The sequence below is a fragment of the Streptomyces sp. NPDC053432 genome (assembly GCF_055585365.1).
Genome location: NZ_JBVJKF010000007.1, coordinates 282181 through 308899 on the forward strand (window position 1 = coordinate 282181; position 26719 = coordinate 308899).

At 71.4% G+C, this 26719-nt stretch carries 22 protein-coding genes; 12 read left to right on the forward strand and 10 right to left on the reverse strand.

Annotated features, from left to right (window positions below):
* The first annotated feature begins 3 nt into the window (after positions 1 to 3).
* Positions 4 to 1353 carry a hypothetical protein gene (locus ACZ6Y1_RS15020; protein ID WP_469628160.1) on the forward strand — a complete coding sequence of 450 codons (1350 nt, stop codon included), beginning with the start codon at positions 4 to 6 and terminating at the stop codon, positions 1351 to 1353.
* Positions 1354 to 1435: 82 nt separating this feature from the next.
* Here the strand turns inward: ACZ6Y1_RS15020 and ACZ6Y1_RS15025 are convergent, their stop codons facing one another.
* On the reverse strand, positions 1436 to 2932 hold the full coding sequence (locus ACZ6Y1_RS15025; protein WP_469628163.1) for a peptide MFS transporter: 1497 nt from the start codon (positions 2930 to 2932) through the stop codon (positions 1436 to 1438).
* Between the two features lie 484 nt (positions 2933 to 3416).
* Between ACZ6Y1_RS15025 and ACZ6Y1_RS15030 the strand changes: the two genes are divergently transcribed.
* A complete protein-coding gene (locus tag ACZ6Y1_RS15030) occupies positions 3417 to 4094 on the forward strand; it encodes a response regulator transcription factor (protein ID WP_030659823.1) in 678 nt (225 codons plus the stop codon).
* 13 nt (positions 4095 to 4107) lie between these two features.
* Entirely contained in the window at positions 4108 to 5373 is a 1266-nt protein-coding gene (locus ACZ6Y1_RS15035; protein ID WP_469628167.1) for an ATP-binding protein, read from the forward strand.
* 20 nt (positions 5374 to 5393) lie between these two features.
* Here the strand turns inward: ACZ6Y1_RS15035 and ACZ6Y1_RS15040 are convergent, their stop codons facing one another.
* Positions 5394 to 5948, reverse strand: coding sequence for a GtrA family protein (locus tag ACZ6Y1_RS15040; protein WP_469628169.1), 555 nt, complete (start codon positions 5946 to 5948; stop codon positions 5394 to 5396).
* A 208-nt stretch (positions 5949 to 6156) separates the two neighbouring features.
* On the opposite strand from ACZ6Y1_RS15040, the gene ACZ6Y1_RS15045 reads away from it, so the two are divergent.
* The 4 genes from ACZ6Y1_RS15045 (at position 6157) to ACZ6Y1_RS15060 (ending at position 10705) form a co-directional block, all read left to right on the forward strand.
* Positions 6157 to 7275, forward strand: a complete 1119-nt coding sequence (locus ACZ6Y1_RS15045) for a 5-(carboxyamino)imidazole ribonucleotide synthase (protein ID WP_469628321.1) — start codon at positions 6157 to 6159, stop codon at positions 7273 to 7275.
* Positions 7276 to 7459: 184 nt separating this feature from the next.
* Positions 7460 to 7996: a 5-(carboxyamino)imidazole ribonucleotide mutase gene (gene purE / locus ACZ6Y1_RS15050; protein WP_469628172.1), complete on the forward strand. Its 537-nt coding sequence runs from the start codon at positions 7460 to 7462 to the stop codon at positions 7994 to 7996.
* The gene (locus ACZ6Y1_RS15055; protein WP_469628175.1) at positions 7993 to 9171 is read left to right on the forward strand and encodes a dipeptidase; all 1179 of its coding nucleotides are present in this window, start codon (positions 7993 to 7995) and stop codon (positions 9169 to 9171) included. Before purE ends, ACZ6Y1_RS15055 begins: the two co-directional genes overlap by 4 nt.
* A gap of 478 nt (positions 9172 to 9649) precedes the next feature.
* Positions 9650 to 10705 (forward strand): membrane dipeptidase, encoded by a 1056-nt coding sequence (locus ACZ6Y1_RS15060; RefSeq protein ID WP_469628178.1) that lies wholly within the window; start codon positions 9650 to 9652, stop codon positions 10703 to 10705.
* Between the two features lie 13 nt (positions 10706 to 10718).
* Here ACZ6Y1_RS15060 and ACZ6Y1_RS15065 read toward each other — a convergent pair whose 3' ends face one another.
* Positions 10719 to 11084 carry a VOC family protein gene (locus tag ACZ6Y1_RS15065; protein WP_469628181.1) on the reverse strand — a complete coding sequence of 122 codons (366 nt, stop codon included), beginning with the start codon at positions 11082 to 11084 and terminating at the stop codon, positions 10719 to 10721.
* A 94-nt stretch (positions 11085 to 11178) separates the two neighbouring features.
* Between ACZ6Y1_RS15065 and ACZ6Y1_RS15070 the strand changes: the two genes are divergently transcribed.
* Positions 11179 to 11760 carry a CGNR zinc finger domain-containing protein gene (locus ACZ6Y1_RS15070; protein ID WP_469628184.1) on the forward strand — a complete coding sequence of 194 codons (582 nt, stop codon included), beginning with the start codon at positions 11179 to 11181 and terminating at the stop codon, positions 11758 to 11760.
* A 120-nt stretch (positions 11761 to 11880) separates the two neighbouring features.
* Here ACZ6Y1_RS15070 and ACZ6Y1_RS15075 read toward each other — a convergent pair whose 3' ends face one another.
* Positions 11881 to 13224 (reverse strand): UDP-glucose dehydrogenase family protein, encoded by a 1344-nt coding sequence (locus tag ACZ6Y1_RS15075; protein WP_469628187.1) that lies wholly within the window; start codon positions 13222 to 13224, stop codon positions 11881 to 11883.
* 253 nt (positions 13225 to 13477) lie between these two features.
* On the opposite strand from ACZ6Y1_RS15075, the gene ACZ6Y1_RS15080 reads away from it, so the two are divergent.
* Together ACZ6Y1_RS15080 and manB are read left to right on the forward strand one after the other, a co-directional pair.
* Positions 13478 to 14584: an acyl-CoA dehydrogenase family protein gene (locus ACZ6Y1_RS15080; RefSeq protein WP_469628325.1), complete on the forward strand. Its 1107-nt coding sequence runs from the start codon at positions 13478 to 13480 to the stop codon at positions 14582 to 14584.
* 299 nt (positions 14585 to 14883) lie between these two features.
* Complete coding sequence (gene manB, locus ACZ6Y1_RS15085; protein ID WP_469628190.1) at positions 14884 to 15966, forward strand: mannose-1-phosphate guanylyltransferase; 1083 nt, start codon at positions 14884 to 14886, stop codon at positions 15964 to 15966.
* An 80-nt stretch (positions 15967 to 16046) separates the two neighbouring features.
* On the opposite strand, the gene ACZ6Y1_RS15090 is transcribed toward manB, so the two are convergent.
* Entirely contained in the window at positions 16047 to 17393 is a 1347-nt protein-coding gene (locus tag ACZ6Y1_RS15090) for an LCP family protein (RefSeq protein ID WP_469628193.1), read from the reverse strand.
* 106 nt (positions 17394 to 17499) lie between these two features.
* Between ACZ6Y1_RS15090 and ACZ6Y1_RS15095 the strand changes: the two genes are divergently transcribed.
* Complete coding sequence (locus tag ACZ6Y1_RS15095; RefSeq protein ID WP_469628196.1) at positions 17500 to 18036, forward strand: acyl-CoA thioesterase; 537 nt, start codon at positions 17500 to 17502, stop codon at positions 18034 to 18036.
* 19 nt (positions 18037 to 18055) lie between these two features.
* Here the strand turns inward: ACZ6Y1_RS15095 and ACZ6Y1_RS15100 are convergent, their stop codons facing one another.
* Positions 18056 to 19543 carry an LCP family protein gene (locus ACZ6Y1_RS15100; protein ID WP_469628199.1) on the reverse strand — a complete coding sequence of 496 codons (1488 nt, stop codon included), beginning with the start codon at positions 19541 to 19543 and terminating at the stop codon, positions 18056 to 18058.
* Positions 19544 to 19719: 176 nt separating this feature from the next.
* Here ACZ6Y1_RS15100 and ACZ6Y1_RS15105 point away from each other — a divergent pair, with 176 nt between their 5' ends.
* Positions 19720 to 20745, forward strand: a complete 1026-nt coding sequence (locus ACZ6Y1_RS15105) for a glycosyltransferase family 2 protein (RefSeq protein WP_469628203.1) — start codon at positions 19720 to 19722, stop codon at positions 20743 to 20745.
* A 66-nt stretch (positions 20746 to 20811) separates the two neighbouring features.
* Here the strand turns inward: ACZ6Y1_RS15105 and ACZ6Y1_RS15110 are convergent, their stop codons facing one another.
* The 4 genes from ACZ6Y1_RS15110 to ACZ6Y1_RS15125 all read right to left on the reverse strand — a co-directional run bounded on the left by ACZ6Y1_RS15110 (position 20812) and on the right by ACZ6Y1_RS15125 (position 26688).
* Positions 20812 to 22338 (reverse strand): LCP family protein, encoded by a 1527-nt coding sequence (locus ACZ6Y1_RS15110; RefSeq protein WP_469628206.1) that lies wholly within the window; start codon positions 22336 to 22338, stop codon positions 20812 to 20814.
* Between the two features lie 223 nt (positions 22339 to 22561).
* Positions 22562 to 24286, reverse strand: coding sequence for an LCP family protein (locus ACZ6Y1_RS15115; RefSeq protein ID WP_469628209.1), 1725 nt, complete (start codon positions 24284 to 24286; stop codon positions 22562 to 22564).
* Between the two features lie 222 nt (positions 24287 to 24508).
* A complete protein-coding gene (locus ACZ6Y1_RS15120; RefSeq protein WP_469628212.1) occupies positions 24509 to 25774 on the reverse strand; it encodes an LCP family protein in 1266 nt (421 codons plus the stop codon).
* A gap of 164 nt (positions 25775 to 25938) precedes the next feature.
* Positions 25939 to 26688, reverse strand: a complete 750-nt coding sequence (locus ACZ6Y1_RS15125) for a TIGR03089 family protein (RefSeq protein WP_469628216.1) — start codon at positions 26686 to 26688, stop codon at positions 25939 to 25941.
* Positions 26689 to 26719: the final 31 nt, after the last annotated feature.

The following is a 26719-nucleotide window of genomic DNA, read 5'->3' on the forward strand; positions in this document are numbered from 1 at the left end:
AGGGTGAGCGCGGCAGTGGTCGCGCTGCTGCTCGGCGGCGCGGGTATCGCCATCGCGGCTTCCCCCGCCCAGGCCGCGGAGACCACGTTCAAGGTCAAGTGCGTGCCGCCGGCCGGGGGCGGCAGCCCGGTGGAGGGCGAGACCACCGCCAAGGTCACGGCGCCGGCCACCGCGAAGGTCGGTGACGAGGTCGACGTGGTGTGGGAGACCGTCAAGCCGGCCTCGAACAACACGGACCTGATGGACATCCCGAAGGACTCGGTCCAGCCCACCGGCTGGATCACGCTGGGCAGCGGGATGGGCGAGCTCAAGGTCGTCGGGGACAAGGTGAACCCGCCGATCCCCAAGAAGGCGCCCATGCAGATGTCGGCGATGAAGGGCAAGCTCAAGCTCACCAAGGCCGGGAAGATCACCCTGACCCCCGGCAAGTACGACGTGGCCGTGACCTTCTCCTTCGGCACCTTCGTCACCAAGTGCGCGCCGACCGGTGACGTGGGCGTCGGGGCCACCATCGACGTGTCGGCCGGCTCCAGCGGCGGTACGACGAACGGCGGGGCCACCAACGGCGGCGCCACCAACGGCGGGGCCACCAACGGAGGTGCCACGAACGGCGGTGCCACGAACGGCGGAGCCACGAACGGCGGAGCCACGAACGGAGGCGCCACCAACAGCGGCGGCACCGGCAACGGCGGCGCCACCGGCGGGTCCGGCGGCCAGACCGACTTCCCCGGCAAGCCGGTCGACGTGAAGTTCGACTGCGGTGAGACCGTCCCGGGCGGCATCACCACCCCGGTCACCGTCAGCGCCAGGAAGAACGGCGGGAACTTCGACCTGACGGTCAAGACGGCCAAGGACGCCATGAAGGCCCCGGTGCCCCTGCCCAAGGGCGCGCTCAAGCCCTCGATGCAGATCAAGCTCGGCGGCGCCGACAGCGGCATCGTCAACGTCACCGGCCCGGCCAACGCCGACGCCATCGCCCAGGGGGCCGGCGTCAGCCTGAGCGACATGACGGGCACCTACAAGCCCGGCAAGACGGGCAAGGTCACCCTCAGCCCCGCCGACATGTCGATCGACGTCACTATGGTCGCCGGCTCCGCACCGCTCACCGTGCCCTGCAAGGCGACCAGCACCGGCGTCTCCCTGGAGCTGGACACCACCGCCCAGCCGGGCGGCTCCGGCTCCCCCGCCTCGACGGGCACCCCCGGCAGCGCCGCCTCGGGCGGCCTCGCCGAGACCGGCGCCGAGGACGGAGGCGGCATCAGGGCCCTCGCCCTGGTCGCCGGCACCGTGATCCTCCTCGGCGGCGCGGTGTTCACCTTCACCCCGTGGCGGCGCCTGCGCGGCACCCGCTAGCCGGTACCGGACACGCGCAGGAAACGCGACGGCCCGGCACACCTTCCGGTGTGCCGGGCCGTCCGCCGTTACGGGGAGTGCGTCAGTGCACGCCACCCATGAGCGGCTGGACCTTCTTGCGGTACATGTAGATCGCGATGCCGGCGAGGACGGCGAGGATGCCCTGGGAGGCGAACCAGCCCTGGGTGTCCGTCGGGGCGCCGATCAGCTGGAGCAGCGCGATCGCCGAGTCACCGGCGGTGACCGCGAGGAAGAAGACGCCCATCATCTGGGAGGCGTACTTCTGCGGCGCCAGCTTGGTGGTCAGCGACAGGCCGACGGGGGAGAGGGTGAGCTCACCGACGGTCTGGATGAAGTACACGCCGACCAGCCACATCGGGCTGACCTTCGCGTCGCCGCCGGCCAGGCCCTGGGCGACCATCATGACGCCGAAGGAGGCACCGATCATGACCAGCGCGAAGGAGAACTTCGCCAGGGTGGTCGGCTCCTTGGAGCGCTTGGCGAGGGCCACCCACAGCATCGCGAAGAGCGGGGCGAGGGCCATCACGAACAGCGGGTTCAGCGACTGGAACCAGCTCTCCGGGAAGTTGAAGCCGAACAGCGTGCTGTCCGTGCTGTCCTTCGCGAACAGGGACAGCGTGGAACCGGTCTGGTCGTAGATCGCCCAGAAGATCGCGGCGGCCGCGAAGAACCAGACGTACGCCGACATGCGGGACCGCTCGACCGTGGAGAGGTCCTTGTCGCGCTTGATCCGCAGGATCGCCCAGGCGGGCAGGATCAGACCGGCGATGGTCAGCGGCCACAGCGCGTAGTTGATCGTGAAGATGCCCGCCAGGCCGATGGCCGCGTAGGCGACGGCGGCGACGCCGAGCCAGATGAGGCCCTTCTTGACGACGGAGGACTTCTCGGCGGCGCTCAGCGGGCTCGGAACGGTGTTCGAGACCGGGTTCAGGTGGCGGAAGCCGAAGAAGTAGAAGCCCAGGCCCAGGGCCATGCCGACACCGGCCATGGCGAAGCCGAGGTGCCAGTTGATCTCCTGGCCGACGTAGCCGATGGTCAGCGGGGCGACGAAGGCACCGAGGTTGATGCCCATGTAGAAGATCGTGAAGCCACCGTCACGGCGCGGGTCGTTCTTGTCCCGGTAGAGCTGGCCCACCATCGTGGAGATGTTGGCCTTCAGCACGCCCGAACCGGCGGCGATCAGCGCCAGGCCGATGAAGAACGAGACGGACGAGGGCACCGCCAGCAGGAAGTGACCGGTCATGATCACGACGCCGGCGACGGCCACGGCCTTGCGGGCACCCCACACACGGTCACCGAGCCAGCCGCCCGGGAGGGCGAGCAGGTAGACCATGGCGTTGTAGACGGAGTAGATCGCGACCGCGGTCGCGTCGTTCATCCCCAGACCACCGTCGGCCACGTTGGTGGCCAGGTAGAGGACGAGCAGCGCGCGCATGCCGTAGAAGCTGTAGCGCTCCCACATCTCCGTCATGAAGAGGAAGGCGAGGCCGCTGGGGTGGCCGAGGAAGGTCTTCTCGGTGGAGGTGTCCACCGGGGTCCTCGTCAGGCTGGAAGCCATGGGTCGATCCTTGCTTGCTCGGGACGCTTCGCTTCGTGAGCGGAACAGCGCCCGGGACGGGTGCCGGCACCGGCGGCGGGTCCCCCACCCCACGCCCGGGGGTCTCGCCCCTGGTGGGGGCGAAGGGAAGATCCGAAACCGGGATCCACGCCCGCGCGCATCGTCGCGCGTCGGGCCCGGCCCATAGGTCATTCACTGTCATCAAGCCCGGACAGGTGAGTCACACAAGACTGCCCTGTCCGGTCAGGACAGAAATAGAGACCTTCGGCAGTTTTGGCACAAAGGTCCCTGAGATAGTGCATCAGGCGTCTCGCCACCATACGACACGACACACGGGCATATGAAAGGACTTGAGAGATCAATCACAGGTCAAGCGGGAACCGACTGGGTACATTCGAAGGCCGTTAGTAGTCCATAAGCCCAGTTCGGCAGGGGTGTGACGGGAGGCCCCTCACTTCACCCGCCGCGGACTACCATCACCCACATGACGCGTGTACTGCTCGCCGAGGACGACGCATCCATCTCGGAACCCCTGGCCCGCGCCCTGCGCCGGGAGGGGTACGAGGTCGAGGTCCGGGAGGACGGCCCCACCGCCCTGGACGCGGGACTGCAGGGCGGCGTCGACCTCGTCGTCCTGGACCTGGGCCTGCCCGGCATGGACGGCCTGGAAGTCGCCCGCCGGCTGCGTGCCGAAGGCCACGGCTTCCCGATCCTGGTCCTCACCGCCCGGGCCGACGAGGTGGACACGGTGGTCGGCCTCGACGCCGGCGCCGACGACTACGTCACCAAGCCCTTCCGGCTCGCCGAGCTGCTGGCCCGCGTCCGGGCCCTGCTCCGGCGCGGCGCCAACGAGGCCGCCCAGCCCCCCGCCACCCACGGCGTGCGGATCGACGTGGAATCGCACCGCGCGTGGATGGGGGAGGAGGAGCTCCAGCTCACCGCCAAGGAATTCGACCTGCTGCGCGTCCTGGTCCGCGACGCCGGCCGGGTCGTCACCCGCGACCAGCTGATGCGCGAGGTCTGGGACACCACCTGGTGGTCCTCCACCAAGACCCTCGACATGCACATCTCCTGGCTGCGCAAGAAGCTCGGCGACGACGCCGCCAACCCCCGCTACATCGCCACCGTCCGGGGCGTCGGCTTCCGTTTCGAGAAGAGCTAGTACGTACTGAGTCATGCGCCGCCGCCTGATCAACTCCACGCTCGCCGTCGTGCTCGTCGTGATCGCCGTCTTCGGGGTCTCCCTGGTGATCGTGGAGACCCGGACGATCACCAACAGCGCCCAGGACCGGATCGAGTCCGAGGCCCTGCGCCTGCTGAGCATCGTCGAGGCCAACGCCCTGGAGAAGACACCCGTCGACGCCGAGGCGCTCGGCGAGCAGCTCGACGCCGGCGACTACGCCCGGATCACCGTCCCCGGCCGGCCGGCCGCGGAGGTCGGCGACCGGATCACCGGCAACGTCATCCGCGGCACCGCCCGCGGCGAGTCGGGCGAGACGGTCGTCGTCGAGGCGTCCCGCTCCACCGTGACCCGGGAGGTCGGACGGACCCTGGCCGTGGTCGGCGCCGTGGCACTGCTCGCCGTCGTGGCGGCCGTCCTGCTCGCCGTACGGCAGGCGAACCGGCTCACCTCCCCGCTCACCGACCTCGCCGAGACCGCGGAACGCCTCGGCTCGGGCGACCCCAGACCCCGGCACAAGAGGTACGGAGTGCCCGAGCTGGACCGCGTCGCGGACGTACTGGACTCCAGCGCCGAACGGATCGGCCGGATGCTGACCGCCGAGCGGCGCCTGGCCGCCGACGCCTCCCACCAGCTGCGCACCCCGCTCACGGCCCTGTCGATGCGGCTGGAGGAGATCACCGTCACCGACGACCTGGAGACCGTCCGGGAGGAGGCGTCCATCGCCCTCACCCAGGTGGAGCGGCTCACGGACGTGGTGCAGCGGCTGCTCACGAACTCGCGGGACCCCCGTACGGGCTCCGCGGTCCCCTTCGACCTGGACGAGGTCGTCAAACAGCAGGTCGAGGAGTGGCGGCCGGCCTACCGCAGCGCCGGCCGGGCCATCGTGCGCTCCGGCAAGCAGGGCGTACGGGCCGTCGGCACCCCCGGCGCGGTCGCGCAGGTCCTGGCGACCCTCGTGGAGAACGCCCTCATGCACGGTGGCGGAACGGTCGCCCTGCGTACCCGGGTCGCCGGCAACCAGGCGGTGCTGGAGGTCACGGACGAGGGCCCCGGCGTCCCGCCGGACCTGGGCAACCGGATCTTCGAGCGGACCATCAGCGGCCGCAACTCCACCGGGATCGGCCTCGCCGTCGCCCGGGACCTCGCGGAGGCGGACGGAGGCCGCCTCGAACTGCTCCAGGCGCAGCCGGCGGTCTTCGCGCTCTTCCTCAGCCGCACGTCACCGGAGCGTCCCGAGCCCGAGGCCACGGTCCGCTAGGCCGTAGGCCGTCACCCGGGCTAGTTGTTCGCGGGCTCCGGCTCGGGCAGCGGCTCCGGCCGGCGGTCGGGCTTGGGCAGCGGCGCCGGCTCGGGCATCGGCTCGGCGGGCGTCGTGGCGAGGGGAGCGGGCAGGGCCTTGAAGACCCAGGTGCGGTAGGACCAGAAACGGAACACGGTGGCCGTCCCGATGCCGATGAACTTGAACACGTTGCTGGCGACCGGACCGCCCCAGCCGAAGCCGTACGTGGCCACGTACAGCACACCGTTCTCGATGACCAGGCCGATCGCACTGAAGGCCACGAAGAGGACCAGCTCGCGCGTGCGCCCGGCCGCGTCGCTCTGGGCGCGGTCACGGTAGGCGAAGTAGCGGAAGCCGAGGTAGTTCGTGGCGATGGCCACCACGGTGGCTATCACGCTCGCGCGCACCACCTGGAGATCGGTGGTGCTGCGGATCAGGTTGAAGACACCCAGGTTGACCAGCACCCCCAGGCCGCCGACCGCCCCGAACTTGGCCACTTCCCGTACGAGGCCGCGTACGCGTTCGAGAACTGATCGGTTCCCCGGCGTGCTCATCAGTAGGTCAGTCCCGTCGGTCACCGCCCACGCATGGGGCGTCCGGTGTTCTCCGTCAACCCACCCATGCTAAGTGTCCCCCCTGCGGCCCGTCTGTGCCTTCCGGTCCCGTGCGACGCACGGCACACCGGCAGGTCCGCGCCAGGGTGCGTCCATATGGCGGAATTCAGCCGGATACCCTGGAGGAGTGACGTTCCCGGTAGTTGGCATGGTCGGCGGCGGACAGCTCGCCCGCATGACCCACGAGGCGGGCATCCCCCTCGGTATCAGATTCAAGCTCCTCAGTGACACACCACAGGACTCGGCGGCCCAGGTCGTGAACGATGTCGTCATCGGCGACTATCGCGACCTGGAGACACTGCGCGCCTTCGCGCGCGGCTGCGACGTGATCACTTTCGACCACGAGCACGTACCCACCGAGCACCTGCGGGCCCTGGAAGCGGACGGCATCCCCGTCCGCCCGGGGCCCGACGCGTTGGTGCACGCCCAGGACAAGGGGGTGATGCGCGCCAAGCTCGACGAGATCGGCGCCCCCAGCCCCCGCCACCGGATCGTGAGCGATCCGGCGGACGTGGCGGCCTTCGCGGCGGAGGTCGGCGGGTTCCCCGTCATCCTCAAGACCGTGCGCGGCGGCTACGACGGCAAGGGCGTGTGGTTCGTACGCGGCCAGGAGGACGCCGACGCGCCCTTCAAGGCCGGTGTCCCCGTCCTCGCCGAGGAGAAGGTGGACTACGTCCGCGAACTCGCGGCCAACATCGTCCGCTCCCCCCACGGCCAGGCCGTGGCCTACCCCGTGGTGGAATCCGTCCAGGTCGACGGGGTCTGCGACACGGTGATCGCCCCCGCCCCGAACCTCTCCGCGGAGCTCGCGAGCGAGGCCCAGGCGCTCGCCCTGCGCATCGCCAAGGAACTCAACGTGACCGGCCACCTGGCCGTGGAACTGTTCGAGACCACCGACGGCCGCATCCTCGTCAACGAACTGGCGATGCGCCCGCACAACAGCGGCCACTGGACCCAGGACGGGGCCGTGACCTCCCAGTTCGCCAACCACGTACGCGCGGTCCTGGACCTCCCGCTGGGCGACCCCCGCCCCCGCGCCAAGTGGACCGTGATGGCGAACGTACTGGGCGGGGACTACCCCGACATGTACGCGGCGTACCTGCACTGCATGGCGCACGACCCCCAACTGAAGATCCACATGTACGGCAAGGACGTGAAACCGGGCCGCAAGGTCGGCCACGTCAACACGTACGGCGACGACCTGGACGATGTCCTGGAGCGCGCACGCCACGCAGCGGACTACCTCCGGGGAACGGTCACCGAGTGACCTCGTTCCCCTCTCCCTCGCGGAGAGGGGAACTCCTTCCTCACGGGCCGGTTCTTCTGCTTCGCCGACCGCTGCCTCTCAGGGGTTTTCCGTTGAGGTCTTCCACCGTCTCCGAACGATGCTGGGGCGGTAACGCGTTTTCTCCCCGGCCCACAGGCCGGGATTTCCACGCAAGGAGAGATAGATGAGCACCGCCGCCGCAGGCCCCGTCATCGGCATCGTCATGGGTTCCGACTCGGACTGGCCGGTCATGGAGGCCGCCGCCCAGGCACTCGACGAGTTCGAGATCCCCTACGAGGTCGACGTCGTCTCCGCGCACCGGATGCCGCGCGAGATGATCGCTTACGGTGAGCAGGCCGCCGACCGGGGGCTGAAGGCGATCATCGCGGGCGCGGGCGGCGCCGCCCACCTGCCGGGCATGCTCGCCTCCGTCACCCCGCTGCCGGTCATCGGCGTGCCGGTCCCGCTGAAGTACCTCGACGGCATGGACTCCCTGCTGTCGATCGTCCAGATGCCCGCGGGAGTTCCCGTCGCCACCGTCTCGGTCGCCGGAGCACGCAACGCGGGCCTGCTGGCCGCCCGTATCCTCGCCGCGCACGACGCGGACCTGCTGGCGCGGATGCGTGACTTCCAGCAGGAGCTGAACGACCAGGCCACCGAGAAGGGCAAGCGGCTGCGCGCGAAGGTCGCGGGCGCGGACTCCTTCGGATTCGCGAAGTGAACGCGGCGCAGCGCCTGGACGAGGCGCGTGAGCTGCTCGCCGAGCACCCGGTCGTCGACGGCCACAACGACCTCCCCTGGGCGCTGCGCGAGCAGGTCCGCTACGACCTGGCCAAGCGGGACATCGCCGGCGACCAGTCCGCCCACCTGCACACCGACATCCCCCGGCTGCGGGCCGGCGGGGTCGGTGCGCAGTTCTGGTCGGTCTACGTCCGCTCCGACTACGCCGGCGACACGGCGGTCAGCGCCACCCTGGAGCAGATCGACGCCGTCTCCCAGCTGATCGACCGCTACCCCGGCGACCTGGTCCGGGCCCTGACGGCCGACGACATGGAGGCCGCCCGCGCGAGCGGGCGGATCGCCTCCCTCATGGGCGCCGAGGGCGGCCACTCCATCAACAACTCCCTCGCCACGCTGCGCGCCCTGCACCGGCTCGGCGTGCGCTACATGACCCTGACCCACAACGACACCATCGACTGGGCGGACTCGGCGACCGACGAGCCCCGGCACGGGGGTCTCACCGACTTCGGCCGCGAGGTCGTGCGCGAGATGAACCGCGTCGGCATGCTCGTGGACCTCTCGCACGTCGCGGAGACGACGATGCGCGACGCGATCGCCGTCTCGGCCGCGCCGGTGGTCTTCTCGCACTCCTCCGCGCGTGCGGTCTGCGACCACCCCCGCAACATCCCGGACGACGTCCTCGCCATGCTCCCGGCGAACGGCGGGGTGGCCATGGCCACCTTCGTACCGAAGTTCATCCTCCCGGCGGCGGTCGAGTGGACGCAGGCCGCGGACGAGAACCTGCGCGCCCACGGCTTCCACCACCTGGACACCACCCCCGAGGCGATGGCCCTGCACCGCGCCTTCGAGGAGGCCCGTCCGCGCCCGGTGGCCACCGCCTCGACGGTGGCGGACCACCTGGACCACATGCGCGAGGTGGCCGGCATCGACCACATCGGCATCGGCGGCGACTACGACGGCACGGCCTTCACCCCGTCCGGGCTGGACGACGTGGCGGGCTACCCGAACCTGGTGGCGGAACTCCTCACCCGCGGCTGGTCCCGCCCGGACCTGGCGAAGCTGACGTGGTCGAACGCGGTCCGGGCCCTGCGCGACGCGGAGTCGGCCGCACGCGCCCTGTCGGCGACCCGAGGCCCGTCGAACGCGGTCCTGTAGCCCCCCGGCGGGCCGCGTCACCACTGCCGGGGCCGGCGAGTCCGAGTCGCCCCGCTGGCAATCCAGCCGGTCCGGCGTTCGAGGCCCGGGGCTTTCAGCCGTCCGGCGTTTGAGGCCCGGGGCTTTCAGCCGTCCGGCGCTTGAGGCCCGGGGCTTTCAGCCCGTCCGGCGTTTGAGGACCGGGGCTTTCAGCCCGTCCGGCGTTTGAGGACCGGGTCCGGGCGGAGCCCGGGAAACGGAGAAAGGGCGGGGCGGGGAGCAGCTCCGCGCAGCGGCCCCCGCCCGGCCACGCCAGGGGGCCCGGCCAGGGCAACGGCCCCGACCCAGCCCCGCGCGGGCAACGGCCCGGCCAGGGCAACGGCCCCGCGCGGGCACCGGCCACCCGAACGCCACACCCGCCAGGCGTCCCACACCCCCCGCGTGTCACGGTGGCACCACCTCTCCCCGCCCTGCTGCCGCCGAGACCGGAGCGAACGCCATGGCCGACCTGCAGGATGAACCCCACTCCGTCGGCATCGGGGCCGAAGACCCCCCGGCCCCCGCCACCAGACCCGCCGCCGGCGCGCTGGACCGCGCCACCGCGCTGCTGGCCGTCCATCCCGTCGCGGACGGCTGCAACACACTCGTCCGGACCCTGCGCCACAGCCCGTACCACGACATCGACACCCCCGAGGCCGGTGTCGACACCGACATCCCGAGGCTGCGCGCCGGCGGGGTCGGTGCCCAGTTCTGGTCCCTGCTGGTCCCCCCGGCCAGCCCGCCCTCCCTCGTGGTCTCCGAGACCCTGGAGCAGATCGACGTCGCGCTGGCCCTGATGCGCCGCTACCCCGACAGCCTGCTCCTCGCCCTCACCGCGGACGACATGGCCGACGCCCGCAACCGCGGCCGCATCGCCTCGTTCCTCGGCCCCGTGCCCGGCAGCACGCTCATCGACTCCCTCGGGACGCTGCGCGCCTTCCACACGCTGGGCGTACGGATCCTTGCCCCCGCGGGAGCGCCCTGGGCGGAGGAGGAGCTGACCGCCTTCGGCCACCAGGTGGTCCGTGAGGCGAACCGGCTCGCGATCCTGCTGGACCTCGCCGGCTGCGAACCCGCGGCGGCCTGCCGGCTCGCGGCGGCGTCCAGGGCGCCGGTGGTCGTCTCGAACACGGGCGCGGCGGCCCTGAACCCCCACCCCGGCAACGTCACGGACGAGGTCCTGCTCGCCCTGCGCGAGGCCGGCGGCCTGGCCATGGTCACCTTCGACACCGCCCGCACCGGGGACTCCCTGCACGCGGTGGCCGACCACATCGACCACGTACGGGCCGTCGCCGGCCCGGGCGGCGTCGGCCTGGGCGCCGGCTTCGGCTCCGAACCGGGCAGCCCCCGCCCGACCGGCCTCACCGACCCCTCGGGCTACCCCAGGCTCCTCGCGGAGCTCCTCGACCGCGGCTGGTCGGAAGCCGACCTGGCGGCGCTGACCTGGGGCAACGCCCAGCGGGTCCTGCGCGACGCGCAGTTCACGTCCCGCGCCGCCCAGCACAGCCGCGCCTAGCAGGCGCAGAGGCCTAGCAGGCGCAGAGGCAGACCGGGTGCCCGGCCGGGTCGGCGTAGACCCGCCAGGAGCGGCCCCGGTCGTCCGCGTCGAGGGCCTTGGCCCCGAGGGCGAGGATGTGTTCCTCCGCGGCGTCGAGGTCCTCGACGGTCAGGTCGAGGTGGAACTGCTGCGAGCCCTCGGGGGAGGGCCAGGCCGGAGCGACGTGCCCCGGCGCCAGCTGGAAGGCGAGCGGGGTGCCTTCGTGTCCTTCCAGGTCGACCCAGGTCCCGTCCTCGTCGGCGCTGGGGCTGCCGCCGAGCAGGCCGGCGTAGAAGGTGGCGAGGGCGAGCGGGTCGGGACAGTCGAGGACGACGGTGCCGAGCTTGGCGACGGCCATGGTTCTCTCCTTGCGGTTACCGGTAAGAGCCCCTTGGGGGTAACCCCAACCTACGCGTTACCCCTCGTTCCCGCCAAGGGGTAACGTCGGGGACATGAGTGGACGCGCACCGGCACCCGGCGGTCTCGCGCTGGTGGAGAAACTCGTCAACACGCTGAGCGTGGACACGGGGGACGACCGCCTCGCGGCCGAGTTCGGCCTGTCCGGGCAGGACCTGGCGGACGCGGTGGAACTGCGCGAGGCCCTGCGCGGCGCCCTGCTGGCCCACGCGGGCCACGAACCGCACCCCGGAGCCGAGGACCGCCTGAACCGCCTCCTCGCCGGGGCCCCGCTGACGGTACGCCTCGACGCGTCCGGCGCGGTGGTCCTCGCTCCGGCGGGCACCCCGAACCTGCTCACCCGGACGGCCGAGGCCCTGGCCGAAGGGGCCGCCGCGGGCACCTGGCCCCGCCTCAAGGCCTGCGCGGCGGACGACTGCCGCTGGGCCTACTACGACCGCAGCCCCGCGGGCCGAGGCCGCTGGTGCAGCATGTCCATCTGCGGCAGCCGGGCCAAGATGCGCACCTACCGCGGCAAATCCGCCCCCGCCCCCAGGCCCTCCTCCGCCCCTGCCCCGAGCCCCTCCGCCCCCGCCCCCAGCCCTTCCGGCGGCGCCCCCAGCCCCTCCGGCGTTTGAGGAGCGGGGTCCGGGGCGGAGCCCCGCCGACGCCGCCGCACCGAACCCGGCACACGAGCGCCCCGCAGGGCCCCGGCACCGGCAACGCCAAGCGGGGCATGCCCGCAGGGCACTACGGCACTACGCCCGGGGCCGCCCCATCGCCCGGTACGTCCAGCCGGCCGCGCGCCACTGCTCGGGCGCCAGCGCGTTGCGCCCGTCCAGGATCAGCCGGTCCGTGACGACACCCCCGAGCTCCGCCGGGTCGAGGTCGCGGAACTCGCGCCACTCCGTGAGGTGCAGTACCACCTCCGCACCCCGCGCCGCCTCCAGCGCGGAGTCCGCGTACCCGAGGGTCGGGAACACGCGCCGCGCGTTCTCCATCCCCTTCGGGTCGTACACCGTCACCTGGCCGCCCTGGAGGTGGATCTGCCCCGCCACGTTCAGTGCGGGCGAGTCGCGCACGTCGTCCGAGTCCGGCTTGAAGGTGGCGCCGAGCACGGCCACCCGCTTGCCCAGGAACGAGCCGCCCACGGCCTCCCGCGCCAGTTCGACCATGTGCCCGCGGCGGCGCATGTTGATCGAGTCGACCTCCCGGAGGAAGGTCAGCGCCTGGTCGGCGCCCAGCTCGCCGGCCCGCGCCATGAACGCCCGGATGTCCTTCGGCAGGCAGCCGCCGCCGAAGCCGATGCCGGCCCGCAGGAACTTCGCGCCGATCCGCTCGTCGTAGCCGATGGCCTCCGCCAGCTTCACCACGTCGCCGCCCGCGGCCTCGCACACCTCGGCCATGGCGTTGATGAACGAGATCTTGGTCGCCAGGAAGGAATTGGCGGCGGTCTTCACCAGTTCCGCGGTCGGGAAGTCGGTCACCACCAGCGGGCTTCCCTCGCCCATCGGCGTCTCGTACACCTCGCGCAGCACCTTCTCGCCGCGCTCGCCCTGGACGCCGATCACGATCCGGTCGGGGTGCAGGGTGTCCTGCACGGCGAAGCCCTCCCGCAGGAACTCCGGGTTCCAGGCCAGCTCCACGTCCGCGCCCGCCGGGGCCAGCTCCACGAGCTTCTCCGCCAGCCGCTGCGCCGAGCCGACCGGCACGGTCGACTTGCCGACGACCAGCACGGGCCGCGTCAGGTGCGGTGCCAGCGAGGCCATCGCCGCGTCCACGTACGACATGTCGCAGGCGTACTCACCGTGCTTCTGCGGAGTGTTCACGCAGACGAAGTGGACGTCGCCGAACGCGCCGACCTCCTCCCAGGAGGTCGTGAACCGCAGCCGCCCGGTGGAGCCCGGCAGCCCGGCCACGTGCTTGGCGAGCAGTTCCTCCAGCCCGGGTTCGTACATAGGCACCCGGCCGGACGCCAGCATCTCGATCTTCTCGGGCACCACGTCCAGCCCCAGCACCTCGAACCCCAGCTCCGCCATCGCCGCGGCGTGGGTCGCGCCGAGGTAACCGGTGCCGATCACAGTGATCCTGAGGGGGGCCATGGGTGCTCCAGAGGTGCGGGGCCGTGTGCGGCCACTGAGCATAGTCGGGCCCGCGGAGGGGGACGCTCCCCAGTGCCGCCCCCGCTGTCACGCAACTCACGCGGGCCGTCCATACCGCTGCCCGGGGGACGGCGACTAAACTTGGGTTACTTAACGGTAGTTAGCATCACGAATCGCGTTCATCCTTGGGGAGTGAGAGATCTTGGCGGGTTCTGCCGACTTCGACCTGTACCGCCCGGCCGAGGAGCACGACATGCTCCGCGAGTCCGTCCGCTCGCTCGCCGAGGCGAAGATCCTGCCGTTCGCGGCCGCGGTCGACGAGGAGTCCCGCTTCCCGCAGGAGGCCCTCGACGCACTGGTCGCCAGCGACCTGCACGCCGTCCACGTGCCGGAGATCTACGGCGGTGCCGGCGCCGACGCGTTCGCCACCGTGATCGTGATCGAGGAGGTGGCCCGCGTGTGCGCCTCCTCCTCCCTCATCCCGGCGGTCAACAAGCTCGGCTCGCTCCCGGTGATCCTCTCCGGTTCCGAGGAGCTCAAGGCCAAGTACCTCGGCCCCCTGGCCAAGGGCGACGCGATGTTCTCGTACGCCCTCTCCGAGCCGGACGCCGGCTCGGACGCGGCCGGCATGAAGACCCGCGCGGTCCGCGACGGCGACCACTACGTCCTCAACGGCGTGAAGCGCTGGATCACCAACGCGGGCGTCTCCGAGTACTACACGGTCATGGCCGTCACCGACCCGGAGAAGCGCTCGAAGGGCATCAGCGCCTTCGTCGTCGAGAAGTCGGACGAAGGCGTCTCCTTCGGCGCCCCGGAGAAGAAGCTCGGCATCAAGGGCTCCCCGACGCGCGAGGTCTACCTCGACAACGTCCGCATCCCCGCCGACCGCATGATCGGCGCCGAGGGCACCGGCTTCGCCACCGCGATGAAGACCCTCGACCACACCCGCATCACCATCGCCGCCCAGGCCCTCGGCATCGCCCAGGGCGCGCTGGACTACGCCAAGGGCTACGTCCAGGAGCGCAAGCAGTTCGGCAAGCCGATCGCCGACTTCCAGGGCATCCAGTTCATGCTCGCGGACATGGCCATGAAGATCTCCGCCGCCCGCGCGCTGACGTACCAGGCCGCGGCGGGCTCGGAGCGCGGCGACGCCGACCTCACCTACCTCGGCGCCGCGGCCAAGTGCTTCGCCTCCGACGTGGCCATGGAGGTCACCACGGACGCCGTCCAGCTCCTCGGCGGCTACGGCTACACCCGCGACTACCCGGTCGAGCGCATGATGCGCGATGCCAAGATCACGCAGATTTATGAAGGTACGAACCAGGTCCAGCGGATCGTCATGGCCCGCAACCTCCCGTAAGGGGCGGTACGTGCTCTGACCTGCACGGACGAGGAAGGCCCCGGCTGATGCCGGGGCCTTCCCGTGTTCGGCGGGCGCGGTCGACCCCTGCGCCTCGCGGCGTCTGTTCCTCGCACCCCCGCGAGGGATCGCGGGAGCCGCGATCGACAGGGGTGCCCCGCCATTTCGTGACACGCCGGGCACTGCGGCCGGACGGGTGGAGACACGCCCGCGGTACGCCCGCCTACCGCACCGATGTGCTACTCGGATGGGCTAAATTTGGACCTTCGTACGCCGGAAATTCGGTTGGGGAGAACGTAATGACGGAAGCGATCCTGCTGGTCGGCGGGCAGGGGACGCGGCTGCGCCCGGTGACGGTCAACACGCCGAAGCCGATGGTCCCCACAGCCGGCGTACCCTTCCTCGCCCACCAGATAGCCAGGGCCGCCGCCGCCGGCGTCACCCACATCGTGATGGCCACCTGCTACCTCGCCGAGGTCTTCGAGCCCTACTTCGGCGACGGCTCCGAGTTCGGGGTCCACCTGGAGTACGTGGTCGAGGACGAGCCCCTCGGCACCGGTGGCGCCATCCGCAACGCGGCGCAGCTGCTCACGGGCGGCCCGGACTCCTCCGTCCTCGTCTTCAACGGGGACATCCTCACCGGCCTGGACATCGCCGGACTCGTCGAATCGCACAAGGCGGCCGACGCAGACGTCTCCCTGCACCTCGTGCGCGTGGAGGACCCCCGCGCCTTCGGTCTGGTGCCCACCGACCCCGACGGGCGGGTGCTGGCCTTCACCGAGAAGCCGCAGACCCCCGAAGAGATCATCACCGACCAGATCAACGCCGGCTGCTACGTCTTCCGCCGCAGCGTGATCGACTCCATTCCGGCCGGCCGCCCCGTCTCCGTCGAGCGCGAGACCTTCCCCGGCCTGCTGGCCGCCGGCAGCCGCCTGCACGGAGTCACGGAGAACACGTACTGGATGGACCTCGGGAGGCCCGAGTCGATCATCCAGGCCTCCGCCGACCTCGTCCGCGGCGTCGTCTCCTCCCCGGCCGTTCCCGGCCGCCGGGGCGAGGCCCTCGTGCTGCCCGGGGCCGAGGTGGCGGCCGGTGCCAAGCTGTCGGGAGGCACCGTCGTGGGCGCCGGCGCCCGCATCGAGGACGGTGCGGTCGTCGACGGGTCCATCGTGCTCGAAGGCGCCGTCATCGAGGCGGACGCCCAGGTGCGCGCCAGTCTGGTCGGCGCCCGCGCCGGCGTGGGCGCGCGGACCGTGCTGGACGGCACCGTGGTCGGCGACGGCGCCTTCGTGGGTGCCGACAACGAGCTGCGCTCGGGTGCCCGCGTGTGGTGCGGTGCGCAGCTGCCGGCGGCCGCGATCCGCTTCTCCCCGGACGCCTGACGCCTGACGCCTGACGGGACCGTAAACGGGAACGGGAACGGGCGGGCGGGTACGACCCGCCCGCCCGCGCACCCGCCGGGTCAGTTCCCCCGGACGGTGACCTTCTCGTCGTTCTGGATCTGCTTGACCAGCTGCTGCACCTTCGCCTTGTCCCAGACGAGGTTGCCGCCGCGCTGGCCGGAGATCGGCATGTTCATCGAGACGCCGTCGCCGCCGTTGACGCCCTTCATCGCGAAGAACATCTGGCCCATGTCGTACAGGCCCATGTCCTTGTCCACGATCAGCGTGTCCAGGCCCGCGCCCAAGAGCGGGTAGAGCTTGAACGGGTTGAGGATCGTGGACGGGGTCGCCGCCTGGTTGGCGAGCGCCGACAGGAACTTCTGCTGGTTCTTCGTCCGCTGGAGGTCCGACTCCGCGAAGGCGTACCGGGTCCGGACGAAGGCCAGGGACTGCTCGCCGTTCAGGGTCTGCTTGCCCGCCTTGAAGTCGGCGCCCGACTTCTCGTCCTTGAAGCCCTGCTCGATGTCGAGCTCGACGCCGCCGAGCGAGTCCACGATGTTCGCGAAGCCGGCGAAGCCGATCTCCGCGTAGTGGTCGATGCGCAGGCCGGTGTTGAACTCCACCGTCCGCACGAGCAGTTCGGGGCCGTCCTCCGCGTACGCCGCGTTCAGCTTGGTGCGCTTGCCCGTGCCCGCGTACTTCTTGCCGGACTGGGAGCCGACGAAGGAGGGGATCTCCACGTCCGAGTCGCGGGGCAGCGAGATCATCGTGTTCCCGCTGGAGCACTTCGCCAGGATCATCATCGAGTCGGTGCGCTTGCCCTCGGCGGAGCCCGTGTGGAGCTTCTTCTTCTCCTCGTCGGACATGCCCTCGCGGCTGTCGGAGCCCACGATCAGGTACGTCGTGCAGTCGCCCTCCTTCGGGCGCTCGATGACCTTGGAGAGGTCCACCTCGCGGCGCACCTTGGAGTCGGCCCAGAAGTACGTGGAGACGCCGGTCACCAGCAGCGCGGAGACCAGCACGATCGAGCCGACCTTGATCCGCTTGCGCCAGTCCGGCGCGGGACCGGCCGGCCGCTGTCCCGGGCCGCCCGGGCCGCCGGGGCCGCCGGGACCCCCCGGGCGCCCGGGGCCGCCCTGGCCGCCGCCCGCGGGGGTGCCGTAGACCTGGCCGGTGTTGTACCCGCTGTCGTAGCCGTCCTCGTACGAGTCGTGGCTCCGCGCCCCCTGCGGGGGCACGGACGGGCGTACGGGCTGCGCGGGGCGCCGGGGCGCCGGGGGGCCCTGCGGGGGCCGCTGGGGCTGGGGCGGCTGCTGGGGCTGCTGCGGCTGCCGCTGGATGTGCCGCATCCGCTGGGCGCCCTCGGGCTGCTGCTGCCCGCTGCCCTGTCCGTACCCGCCGTCGCGACCTTCTGGCCAGTCATTCATGCGCCCAAGAATGCCTGCTCGGGCGTGTCGTCCGACAGTCCGGGGGACTTTCCGTACCGGTGCTGTTGCAGAGCTGATGCCTCCGGTACGGATCTAAGGTGTCCGTATGACTCAGATACCGGGCGAGCTGCCCGGGAAGCCGACCGCGGCCTCCCGTACGACCCTCAGCCACATCATGACCGCCAACGACACCAACCTCCTCGGAACGGTGCACGGTGGAGTGATCATGAAGCTGGTGGACGACGCGGCGGGCGCCGTGGCCGGCCGCCACTCCGGCGGGCCGGCGGTCACCGCCTCCATGGACGAGATGGTCTTCCTCGCACCCGTGCGCGTCGGCGACCTCGTCCACGTGAAGGCCCAGTGCAACTGGACCGGCCGCTCCTCCATGGAGATCGGCGTACGGGTCCTCGCGGAGCGGTGGAACGAGTCCACCCCCGCCACCCAGGTGGGCACCGCCTACCTCGTCTTCGCGGCCGTGGACGCCGACGGCAAGCCCCGCCCGGTCCCGCCGGTCCTGCCGGAGACGGAACAGGACGAGCGGCGCTACCAGGAGGCCCAGATCCGCCGCACGCACCGGCTGGCCCGCCGCCAGGCGATCAGGGCCCTGCGCGAGGAGCGCGCCGCCCAGGGCTTCGACGACTGAGGCGGCCGGCGGCCCGGCGCTACCGCTTCCCGCAGACCACCTGGTCCCCGGTGACCACCCCGGACTCGCCGCCCTGGTACGGGTCCTCCGCCCGCACCGGCACCACCTTGCGGAAGTCCGCGCCCGCGATGACCAGCACCGTCCGCCCCTGGCCCGGCACCGCCCGCAGCTCACTGCCCGGCAGCGCCGTCGACACCGACCGGGCGGAGCGGTCCCAGCGGGGGTCGTAGGCGACCACCGTGCGGCGGACCTCACGGCTGGCGCCGCCCACCGGGGACCCGGTGGTGTCGAAGCCGGTGGCGCGCAGCGCGGCGTCGACCCGCCCGCCCAGCCCGTCGATCCGGGTCCCGTTCTCCACCTGGACCCGCACCTGCTGCGGCGGCACGTCCACGGGCACCGTCGCCGGCCGCGCGGCGGCCGCGGCGGCGGGCTTCCCGGGCCCGACCGGGGCCAGGGCCCGGTCCTCGCGCAGCGCCTCGAAGAGCTTGGCCGCCTTCGGCTCGTCCCACTTCACGGTGGAGCCGATGCCCTTGACGGGGAAGGAGGCGTCGCCGATCGGCACCGAGGCGAACTCGGAGGAGGAGGGGGTGAAGTCCCGCATCGCCTGCCCGAGCGCGAGCATCTGCTCCGAGCCGAAGCCCTTGTCCGCCCGGACGGATCCGAGCAGGGTCGAGCTGACCTCCTTGAACTTCACCGGGTTCAGCAGCACCCCGCCGCCGGTCGCCTGCTTGATCAGGGCGGCGATGAACCGCTGCTGGCGCTGCATCCGGCCGAGGTCGGAGGCCCCGTCCACATGGCGCGAGCGCACGTACTGCAGGGCCTGGCCGCCGGTGAGCCGGTGGGTGCCGGGGAGCAGCTCCAGACCGGTGTTCGGGTCGCGCATGGTCTTGGCGGTGCAGATCTCCACCCCGCCCATCGCGTCGACCGTCTTCATGAAGCTGGTGAAGTCGACCTCCAGGTAGTGGTCGATCTTCACCCGGGTCATGGCCTCGACGGTCCGCACGGTCAGCTGGGGCCCGCCCTCCGCGTAGGCGGCGTTCAGCTTCACGGGGTGGGCCTTGTGGTCCTTGCCGCTGTTGAGGTCCCGGTGCGCGGGCACCTCCGCGTAGCTGTCGCGGGGCAGGCTGATCACGCTGGCCCGCTGCCGGTTCGCCGAGAGGTGCACGAGCATGATCGTGTCGGTGCAGTGGCAGGGCGCTCCGCCGAGGTGGTACTCGCGCTTCTCCTCGGGGGTGATCTTGTCCCGGCCGTCGGTGCCCACCAGCAGGAAGTTCAGGCCGTGACCGGCCTGCGGGCGGTTCTTCATGTCCTTGAACGGGTCCACGCGCTCGATCCCGGTGTCCAGGCCGGTCATCACGGCGTGCCCGACGGCCCCGGAGCCCAGGACGACCACCGCCAGCCCGGCCGCGATCCGCACCCCCCACCGGGGCCGGTCGCCGCCCCGGCGCCGAGCGCGCTGCGCCGGGCGCGGCCCGGCGGGTCGGGGGGGACGGTGCGGGTGGGGCACGGTGGACACCTCCGCGAGGCAGCGGGAGAACGGTCGGCAAGCGCATCGAAGCTTCGGCTGATTCGGCAGAACAGTAGGCCCATACGATCAGCGTCTGTCCGTACCGCTCACTCGGCGCGCACCCGGTTCCCCCGTACGCGGTAACGTGACACCGATACCCGACCTTGAAGGACCACATGCCCGCCCAGCAGCCCGCAGTCTCGGTGATCATGCCGGTGCTCAACGAGGAGCACTACCTCCGCGATTCCGTCCGCCACATCCTGGAACAGGAGTACGCGGGCGAGATGGAGGTGGTGATCGCCCTCGGGCCGTCCACGGACCGCACCGACGAGATCGCCGCGGAACTCGTCGCCGAGGATCCCCGCGTCCACACCGTCCCCAACCCCACCGGACGGACCCCGGCGGCGCTCAACGCCGCCATCAAGGCCTCGCGTCACCCGATCGTGGTACGCGTCGACGGCCACGGCATGCTCTCGCCGAACTACATCGCCACCGCGGTCCGCCTCCTGGAGGAGACCGGTGCGCAGAACGTCGGCGGCATCATGCACGCCGAGGGCCAGAACGCCTGGGAGGACGCCGTCGCGGCCGCGATGACCTCGAAGATCGGCGTGGGCAACGCGCCGTTCCACACGGGGGGTCAGGCGGCCCCCGCCGAGACCGTCTACCTGGGTGTCTTCCGCCGCGAGGCGCTGGAGCAGCAGGGCGGATACAACGAGGAGTTCATCCGCGCCCAGGACTGGGAGCTGAACTTCCGCATCCGCGAGGCCGGCGGCCTGATCTGGTTCTCCCCGGAGCTGAAGGTCCAGTACCGCCCGCGGCGCTCCGTCAAGGCGCTGGCCAAGCAGTACAAGGACTACGGGCGCTGGCGCCACGTGGTGGCCCGGTACCACGCGGGCTCCATCAACCCGCGCTACATGGCCCCACCGACCCTGGTCTGCGCGCTGGCCGCGGGCGTGGTCGTGGGCGCGGCGGTCAACCCGCTGGGCTTCGTGGTCCCGGCCGGCTACCTCGCGGCGATCGTCGCGGGCTCGATCCCGGCGGGCAAGGGCCTCTCGCTGAAGGCCCGGGCGCAGATCCCCGTCGCCCTGGCGACGATGCACCTGTGCTGGGGCTTCGGCTTCCTGACGAGCCCGCGCTCGCTGGCGAACAAGGTCATCGCGAGCCGCCGCCCGGCGGTCCGGCGGGACTCCTCGCAGGTCTGAGACGCGGCCGCACCGCACGAGAGGGGCCCGGCGCGACAGCGCCGGGCCCCTCTTCGTGTGTACGGACTACCAGGTGAAGCCCGGCTGGACCGGCATGCACGCGCCCTCGTTGTCGCCGTTGAGGGCGTGGGCCGAGGTCGGGAGCGCGGTCGGGGCGGGCGGCGGCGGGGCCGGGGCGTCACCGGTCCGCCAGTCCTTGCCGACGAACAGGGTGATCCCGGAGACCTCGTCGGACTTCTGCACCGAGGAGGCCGGCAGGCCCAGCGCCGTGGCGACGACCGCGGCGTCGGCCGCCTGGGCGTCGTCGGCGAAGCGGACGACGGTGGTGTCCTCGCCACCGGTCGTGGCGGTGGCGTCGGAGGCGGTCTTGGTGAAGCCCTTGCGGATCAGCAGCGAGGCGACGTCGCCCGCCCGGTTCTTCACCTTGGCCTGGGCGCCGTCCTTGCCGCTGGTGGCGTTGCGCACGGAGACCGAGATCTTCGCGGGGGCCGAGGCGGGGGCCGTGGTAGGGGCGGCGGGGGCGGCCGGGGCCGTGGAGGCGCCCGGCGAGGGGGAGGCACCGGCCGCCGGGGCGTCGGAGCCCTTGAAGTCGAGCGGGACGTCCTCGCGGACCATCTTGAACACGGCCTCGGCCGCGCCCGGTTCGGGCTCGACGCGACCCTCCTCGCGGGCGCTGTACACCCACGGCATGGTGGTCATGGTGATCCGGTTCGGCGGAACCTTCTTGAGCTCCATGCTCAGGTCGTACAGCCTGTCGATCTTGTTCAGGCTGGGGTCCACGACCATGGCCTTGATCGCGGCCTGCGCCAGGCTGTTGAGCATCACCGGGTTGCTCAGCTTGGCGTTCTTGCGGAACTCGCGGGACAGCGAGCTCATGTACTGGTGCTGGGCGTGGGTGCGGCCGATGTCGGTGCCGTCCTCGAACCCGTAGCGGGTGCGCAGCCACTGCAGGGCCTGCTCGCCCTGGATCCGCGTCGTGCCCTTCGGCAGCTTCAGGCCGGAGCCCTTGCCGTCACGGGTCCGCGAGTGGACGTTCTGCTCGACGCAGACCGGGACGCCGCCGATGGCGTCGGCCATCGAGACCACGCCCTTGAAGTCGATCATCATGAAGTGATCGATGGGTATCTTCGTCAGCTCGGTCCATGCGGCGACGGTGCAGCCCGGGCCGCCCCGGCTGAGGGACTCGTTCGTCTGGACGAGCCGGGTGCTGGCCGGGTGGACCTTGCCGTTCGGTTCGGTGCACTTGGGCATCATCAGCAGGGTGTCGCGCGGCATCGAGACCACCGACATGTTGCTGCGGTCCGCGGACAGGTGCAGCAGCATCTGCACGTCCGCGAGGGGCGGGCCGTCGAAGGTGTCCGTGGCGCCGCCGAGGGCCTGGTTCGCCTCGTCGTTACGGGCGTCCGAGCCTATGAGGAGGATGTTCAGCGGGGTCTGCCCGAAGGCGTTCGGCTTGGAGCCGCCCAGCTTGTTCTCGCCGAGGTTCAGCGCATCCGTCCTGATGCTGCCGTTGAGGTGGCGGTAGTACAGGTATCCGGCCGCCGCCGTCCCGAGTATGAGGAAGGCCAGCGCGGAGGAGACCCAGCGCAGCACGCGTCGGCGGCCCCGTCTGGAGCCACGGCCGCCCACCGGGCGGCTCCTGCGCGAGCCGCCCCGTGGTGGGGGCACGGCGCCTGGCGCGCCCGCCTCGCCGTCGGATATGTCACCGGCGGACTGGGCGGTCGCCCCCTCCCCCCGCACGCTGCTCTGCCTCACGTGTTCCCCCTAGAAGGTCCTGATTACTCGGCATGGTGCCGGTACGACCGGCCACAGCCCGTTACTTGGCGCAGATTGCCTTGTCGGCCTGTGCCTGCTGCACGTCCTCCGACAGCTGCTGCGGGGCGGCCGCCCCCAGCGGGGCGCCCGGCTGGTCGAAGTCCGGCCCCAGGGTCAGCTTCATCGGCGTCCTGGCCGGCGCGTCGGCGGTGCCCATCTTCAGCGCCGAGGCGGGCAGCCCCAGCATGTCCGCCAACGCCCGGGCCTGGTCGGCCTGGTTGGGGGCGTACTCCAGCTGCGTGGCGCCGACCTTCGCGGGCGCGTTGCCCCCGTTGCTCGCCTTGAGCACGCCCTTGGTGTTCTGCAGCCAGGTGAGCGTCGTCGATGCCGCGCCCTTGGGTCCGCCTCCGTTGTACACATCCACTCTGATGTCACCGGCGGTCGACCGGTTCCCTTGCAGGAGCGCGTCCTGCTTGGCCTTCGCCTCGGCGTCGGCGGCCTGCTTGGAGGCCTGCTCCTTCTTCTCGACCTCCGTGAGCGAGACGTCCCCCCGGATCATCTGCAGCAGCGGGTCGGCCAGCGCCGGGTTGACCACGACGGTCGCTTTGACCTTCTCGGCGGGGTTGTCCAGGACGGGCAGGGTCGTGAAGGTGATGTTCTTGAGGTCGATGTCCTTCAACTCGCCCGCGAGGTCGGTGAGTTTCTTGATGGATCCCAGACCCTGGTCCACGGTCAGCGACTTGGTGGCCGCCTCCGCGAGGGAGAAGAACTTCTTCGGACTGGTCAGCGTTTCCTTCGACTTCATCTCGCGCATCATCGAGCCGAGGAACTGCTGCTGGGTCTTGATGCGGTCCAGGTCGCTCTCGTTGCCGAAGGCGTGCCGGGTCCGTACGAAGGCCAGCGCGTCCTCGCCCTGTAGCCGGTGCTCGCCCTTGTCGAGCTTCAGCTTGGAGTCCTTGTCGTCGACGGCCTTCTCCAGGCACACGGGCACCCCGCCGACCGCCGTGCTCAGCGTCTTCACGGCGTTGAAGTCGACCATCATGAAGTTGTCGACCTCTATGCCGGTGAGGTCCTTCACCGTGCGCATCGTGCAGCCCGCGTCGCGGCCCTCCTGACCCAGGCTGGTGTTGAAGCGCGTGCCCTTCGTGCCGCGGATCTCCTTCGTCGTCCCGTCGGGCTGTTTCGTCGGGCAGTTCGGGATGTCGGTGATCAGGTCGCGCGGGATGGACAGCGCGGTGGCGTTGCTGCGGTCCTTGGCGATGTGGAACAGGATCGTGGTGTCGGCGTGGCCGACGCTGTCCTTGTCCCCGTAGCCCTCGTTGCCGGCGCCGCTGCGTTTGTCGGTGCCGATGACCAGGATGTTGATCGCCTGGTCCTTCTTGAAGCCGCCCGTGCCGGCGCCCGCGATGTCGGTGACGTTGAGGTTGCCGTTGAGGTGGTCGTAATAGAGGTAGCCCGCCGCCGCGCCGCCGATCAGCAGCAGCGCCAGCGTCCCGCTGGTGATGAGCAGGGCCTTCTTGCGGCGTCCGCCGCCTCCGCCGTTGCGGGAGCGTCCTCCGCGCCGGCCGGGGGGAGTGTCACCGCGCCGCGGCTGCGGTACCGAGGGCGTGGTGGCCGGCTCGGGGCGGGAGGGGGCCGTGCGGGATCTGCGGGGTGCTGCGACTCTCGGCCGGGGCTGCGCTGTGGAATCGTCCGGTCGCAGTTCGTAGTGGCCGGTGCGGGGGTTCAGTACCCACTGGTCTGCGGGGTCGATCTCGTCGGCCCGCCCACGGCTTTGCGCATCCACGGTTGCTCGAATCCTCCGTCGGTGCCTCGCGAGGCGCCTCCCCCAAGGCGCCCGGTCAACGTCCGGCTGCAGGTGCCCGACCTCTGGTCCGGCCGGGGCACCGGATCGCTCACCTTATCCGTCAGGTTCGACTGCAAACCATGCTGGTGATGAATTCCACTGCCCTTATAACGGGGCGAACGCCCCATCCCGCTCGGTTCGGTCACCGGCTTTTGCATTGCTTTACCGGCAGTCGGCAGTGCCCGCCGTCGTTCCCGTGAAGGTGGGGACGGGCGTGGGCGTCACTTCGGTTCCCTCGCGGCCCCGGCCTGCGGTGGAGCCGCTGCCGGAGGCCTCGGGCTTGGGTGGGGTGATCGTCACGGGCTGGTCCGCGCGCAGTTGCCGGAACAGCTGTGCGGCGTCCGCCTGGACCAGTTCGTCCCGGTTCGGGTCGGCGGCGTACGGACGGCGGGGAACGGTCAGGAACTTGACCTGATCGGTCGGTATGTCCCGTACACCCCGTACGAGTTCGTACAGTCCGCGCAGCGAGGCGAGCCCCGGGTCCGTGGTCACCGAGGAGGTCGCCGCGTCCAGCAGCGGGTACAGCCGGCCCGGATTGAGCAGGACCCCGTTGCTCTGCACCTTCTTGACCAGCGAGCCGAGGAACTGCTGCTGGCGCTCCATCCGTTCGGTGTCGCTGCCGTTGCCCAGGCTGTAGCGGGCACGGACATAGCCGAGGGCGGCCTCGCCCCGCAGGGTCTGCCGCCCGGCGGGCAGCTTCAGGTGGGCCTCGGCGTCGTCCATCGGGCGCTTGAGGCAGACCTCCACCCCGCCGATGGCGTCGACCATCTGCTTGAACCCGCCGAAGTCGATCACCATGTGGTGGTCGACGCGGATCCCGCTCAGCTTCTCCACCGTACGGATCGTGCAGGCGGCGCCGCCCCACTGGAAGGCCCAGTTGAACTGGGCGAACCGCTCGGTGGTGCGGGTGCCGTCGGCCTGCAGGCAGGCGGGGATGTCCGTCATCAGGTCCCGGGGGATCGACACCGCGGTGGCGCTCTTCCGGTCCGCCGGCAGGTGCAGCAGGATCGTGGTGTCCGACCGCTCGGTGCCCTGGTCCTGTCCGTAGCGGGCGTTGGCCTTGCCCGAGCGCGAGTCGGAGCCGATCAGCAGGATGTTCTGGGAGCCGGTCGCGAGGTGCACCGGGCGCTCGCGCTCGTAGCGCTCCAGCTCGGCCGCCGCCGACGTGTCCGCGGTGATGTTCCCGTCGAGCTTGTTGTAGATCCACCAGCCGGTGGCCGTTCCCGCCAGCACCAGCAGCACCACCCCGAGACCGGCCCGGCGCAGCATCCGGCGCCTGCGGCCACGGCCGCGGCCCGGGCCGTGGCCGGGCGCGGGCTCCTGGCCCGTGCCCCGGTCCCGGTCGGCGCCCCGGTCCTGCGGGGTCCCCGGGCGGTCTTCTCCGGACGCTCCCGTCCCGCCGCCCGGTATGCCTGCGCTGTCCGTCACTGGCGTCCGTCCCCTCGCCGTCGCGACAACCAGCCGTACGGGTGAGCACGGCCACTGCCGATCCTGCCCCCGGGCCGCCGGAGCAGCCTGGGGGCAGGGGCGTGTCTAGGGCCATGTGGGTGACAGATCGCCCGGCGCCGCCGTCCCGCCGCGCGGGTGACGGCTCACACCGTGTGGGTCACGCGCTCGCTCTCGACCCGCTGGGCCAGCGCCTCCGGCGACAGCCGGTCCAGGTTCCGGCACAGCACCACGGACCCGCCCGAGGCCAGCGCCGCGTACAGCCCGGCCGACAGCCCCTCCCAGGTGTCGTAGCCGAGGCCGGTCAGCACCCTCGAACCCGCACCGAGGCCGAGCTTCGCCGCGTCCTCACGGGCCCGCGCGGTCAGCTCCGCGTAGGAGAGCTCCTCACCGCCGACGACCAGCCCCGGCCCGTCCGCGTCGACGGGGGCGAACGGCGCGAACCGGTCCCCCTGCCCCGGCACCTCCACCGCGTAGTCGGCGAACCCGGCCGGCGGCTGCGGGAACCTCCCGCCCAGCGGACGCAGCGCCAGTGCCACGCGCTCGCCGGAACAGGCCCGCGCCTCCTCCAGCGAGTCCGGCCCGCTCACGACGAGATCCGCGCCGGCCGGATCCCCGCCCACCTCGGCGACGACCCCGACCGACGCGCAGGCCAGCAGCCACACGGCGCTCTGCCAGTGCGCCGGGAGCAGCAGCGCGAGGCGGTCGCCCGGCTCGGCGGCCAGGTCGCCCTGGAGCAGATTGGAGGTCTTGGCCACCCAATTGGCGAAGGTGGCCACGGACAATTCGACGCGCTCGCCCGTGGCGTCGTCGTAGAACGTGACGAGCGGGCGGCCCGGATCGGCGGCGAGCGCGGATCGCAGCAGGTCGGCAGGGGTGCGGTCAGTGGAGTTCACGCACCGAAGCGTACGCGGGCCGGTCCCCCGT